Genomic DNA, 3,810 nt, shown 5'->3' with positions numbered 1-3,810 from the left:
GAACAGTAACCACCAATCCATCCGCCTTCCTTAGCTGTATGCTAGCTGCGACTTTATGCGCCAAACTAACGACATTGAACTTGATACATGTTCTAGGTATCGAGAGAAGCCTTGACTCTACACGCCTATATAAAGAAAGCCCATGCCACTTTAGCCGTGTATTACCTCACTATCTGCGCAAGAATATCTCGCCAATCTTGGACTTCTTGACGAAAATACAACGTCTGCTTCTCTGTCATGACATTAATAATTTTGATGAGATAAGCGCGTCCGATATCACTATTATGCGTGATGCGAGCCGCGAGTTCTGCCGAATAGAACTGCTCAGGCGTATAAAGCAACTGTCGTAATAGGATCGGTAGTTGCTCCGTATTCTGACGATGAGAAAAAATGTTAACCAACTCAACTCGCAACTGAGTTTGGTACTCAAACCACAACGGTGTCGTAACCAACAATTCACTCGCCCATTGTTCTACAAACGTTTGCTGTAGTGGCGTCAATGGTCCAACCCAGTCAGACAAATTTTCTGAAATTCTGTTTTGATAGCGTTCAGTCCACTCTGATTTATCATCTATTTGTTTCTGTTGTTTGAATTTAATGTGGCGAACACGCAACGTATCCATAAATTGCTCAACTTGCTCATCACTCATCTTTGCAACGAGCGCCGTAATCGCCGGGAAAAACTCATCCAACAAGCGAACAGAGAAACCACGTAAACGTTCCTCGTGCAAATAAAATTGCTCTAGAGAAAATTGGTCTGGCGAAATTAGCAGTAATTGGTCTAACTCTTCAATATAAGCTGGAATTTCGTCACTGCGATGCCATTCACTTGCATTGTTAATCGCCTCGCTAAGATGACTTTGTTGTTCCCTATCAAGCTCAACAAACTCCTCAACGTAGCGGATCGTTAGCCAATCAAGGTTTTCATAAACCAACTTAGTGCCACAGCCGCTTAATGACAAACAGATCGCCAACCAAATTACCCAGCACCTCATATCGCCTCCTACGCGAATCAAACGTCCCTATTTGGCTTTGCCGATCCTACCTTACCCGCAATGCCGCGTTTCTATCAGTATAAACCTTCAACACCCTAGCGCATTGCCAGCTAAGCCACTGTTTCAAAACAGTGCGAGGCCGAGCACAACGTAAATAGATACGTAAAATTGACATCAAACTGACCAAAGTCACAGCGATATTTTTGACAATACCCCATACTGCATTCAAATTATAACAAGGCCTCACTCGTTCTCGGCTGCTTATAAGTCCGATCGGAAGGAAAATAAATATGAAGAAATTACTTGTTGTCGCGACACTTGCCACACTAACACTGGCAGGTTGTGCCACTCAGCCTGAACCACAAGAAAGTACTTCACCAATCTGTCAAAATAAAATGCTCGCCGGAGGTTGGAAAGTCGCTGAAATGACACCGGAGGTCGATAAGGCCGTTGCCACCTTAATGGATCGAATGAATACCGCTTCACCGCTAAAGCAGGTCAATCAAGTACGTAGCCAAGTCGTTAATGGTACCAACTATGCTATCGAGATTGAGCTTGAAAATGGTGAAACTTGGCATGCGATTGTTTATCGAAATATTCGTGGAGACTACATGATAGATAGCGTGGTGAAACAAGGGAAATTGTGCCCTTAAACACCCGCCTCACGGTTTAAGCCAACGAGAGACACATTTTAACGCATCGTTAAGCTGTGTCTCTAATGCTTATTCGCTTGAAACTTTTCCTTAGCTTTGTGGCAAATATATTCACCAATAGGAATTGCCGATGTTGCTGCTGGACTGGGCGCATTACAAACATTAAGACTACGAGCACTTTCACTAAACAAAAAGTCATGCACTAACTGGCCATCTTTAGTAACTGCTTGAGCTCGAATCCCCGCGGGATGAGGTCGTAAATCTTCCAACCGAATTGCCGGGCAATACTTGTTTACCCGCTTTAAATAGCCTCGTCTCCAACACGAGTTAACCCATTCATCGATACCCGTTTTTAAGTTTGCCCAAGAGACCTTCCAAAAACCGGGGAAACTCAACATCTGCAGAGTATCTCTAACACTAAGATTGAACCGCCCATAACCCTCTCGTTTCCAACCTTGAACTGCATTTGGCCCTACCGTTACAGAACCATCGATCATTCGGGTCAAATGAACACCTAAGAACGGCAGTTCAGGGTCAGGAACTGGATAGATAAGATGGTTAACAATCTGGTTGTGCTGGGCTGATAATTTAAAATATTCACCACGATAAGGAATGATTTGGAAATCCAAATCGATATTGAGCATCTTGGTTATCCGGTCCGCCATTAGACCTGCGCATGTGATTAAATATTGGCAATTTAATTGAAGCGTTTGGGCGCCAGAAGCACAAGTCAATTGAACCTCATCTTCTAATTCATTGATAGCGACAATCTCTGTCTCTAATCTCGCTTCCCCGCCTAACGCAATAAATTCCGAGATCATCGTTTCGGTGATTTTTTGATAATCGACAATCGCAGTTTGCGCAACTCGAATAGCCCCCAAACCAATAATATTCGGCTCGGCTAACTTGAGCTGCAGCTCGTCTAGTAATTCGACTGCTATACCATTTTGCGCGCAGCGTTGATAAAGAACGGCCATTCGTTTCATTTCTAATGAATTGGTCGCGACAATCAACTTACCGCATTCTTCAACAGGAATAGAATGCTGCTGACAAAACCGTTTCGTAGCTTGTGCGCCCCTAACGCAAAAATCCGCCTTAAGCGAGCCTGGCGTATAATAGACGCCCGCATGGATCACGCCGCTATTGTGCCCCGTTTGATGACAGGCATAGCCAGATTCTTTTTCGACTAAAAGAATCCGTTTAGTTGGCATCTGTTTTTGCAATTGCCACGCAGTAGACGCGCCAATAATGCCACCACCCACAATAATATAGTCGTACATTCCATCGTCGCTCTTTATTGTTCAATCGAAACATCGTATCAAACCAGACACGCGTAATCTTTGACTCACCATACAGAGCTAAGTGTTATTTGACTATAGTGAGCTTTAACTCGGTAAAACAAACCAAAGATTGGTATCCGAACCAACTCATGATACCGATGAATTTTGCCCCATCCTCAAGCAAAAAATGTAATGAAAGCAAAGAGATTGGTAATAAATTGTCCACTACTGCTGAAAAGCCAAACGTAGTAAAAAACACCAATAACAAAGTCACATCTGAACTGAGTATTTTACGACGAAACTGAAAAAGATAAGCGAGTAATATTAATGCGTAACTTGCCATTACTGCTTTTTCCGGAATCCCTAACCATTCAGGATAAATCACTTCATGTAACATAAAACAATCGTCTAGCAGCAGAATTAAACTAATCATCCCACCGGAAAATAGGAATAAACTATTGCTTGCAGCATAACCATTGAGTTTTAAAAACACGAAGGAAAAAAACAAATGGCCGCCGAGCAAGACCAAAATATAATCCCTATATTAGAGATCACCCCCGTTAGCGGATTTGCTCCTGAGAAAGAAAGCGGATCTTTGGTGAAAACCTCAAACGGAATATTCATCTTAATACTGACAGCCCCGGCCAAAAACAAAAGAAGTATTGTCGGTATATAAAGAGATAATAGAATGTAATTAGGTATAGAAAACCATGTTCTCCACTGAATCTTCATTAACACCTCAATATCTTTTGATGCGACTTAAATAGTAAAACGTAAACGCCTAATTTTCAGCGGCAGAATGGTAACAGCCTAAGAACCTATCTCAATAGGTGTTGTCTGAGTTAAATCAACACCTATTGAAAATACTGTAAATGAGTTCAA

4 protein-coding genes are annotated in these 3,810 nt (G+C 42.3%); 1 reads left to right on the top strand and 3 read right to left on the bottom strand.

The annotated features are described in order from the left end of the window. Positions 1-161: 161 nt before the first annotated feature. Positions 162-995, bottom strand: coding sequence for a DUF6279 family lipoprotein (locus RH85_RS02725; protein WP_006710654.1), 834 nt, complete (start codon positions 993-995; stop codon positions 162-164). Positions 996-1,285: 290 nt separating this feature from the next. On the opposite strand from RH85_RS02725, the gene RH85_RS02720 reads away from it, so the two are divergent. Continuing rightward, on the top strand, positions 1,286-1,648 hold the full coding sequence (locus tag RH85_RS02720) for a cystatin family protein (protein ID WP_006710653.1): 363 nt from the start codon (positions 1,286-1,288) through the stop codon (positions 1,646-1,648). 62 nt (positions 1,649-1,710) lie between these two features. On the opposite strand, the gene lhgO is transcribed toward RH85_RS02720, so the two are convergent. Both lhgO and RH85_RS02710 read right to left on the bottom strand, forming a co-directional pair. Further along, positions 1,711-2,928: an L-2-hydroxyglutarate oxidase gene (lhgO, locus tag RH85_RS02715; RefSeq protein ID WP_006710652.1), complete on the bottom strand. Its 1,218-nt coding sequence runs from the start codon at positions 2,926-2,928 to the stop codon at positions 1,711-1,713. Between the two features lie 85 nt (positions 2,929-3,013). Further along, positions 3,014-3,457 (bottom strand): hypothetical protein, encoded by a 444-nt coding sequence (locus RH85_RS02710; RefSeq protein WP_241210346.1) that lies wholly within the window; start codon positions 3,455-3,457, stop codon positions 3,014-3,016. Between the last annotated feature and the right edge of the window lie 353 nt (positions 3,458-3,810).

Source organism: Vibrio ichthyoenteri ATCC 700023 (assembly GCF_000222605.1).
GTDB classification, from domain to species: Bacteria; Pseudomonadota; Gammaproteobacteria; order Enterobacterales; family Vibrionaceae; genus Vibrio; species Vibrio ichthyoenteri.
The sequence above is the reverse complement of the archived record's forward strand: the minus strand, read 5'-3'. Positions and strand labels throughout refer to the sequence as shown.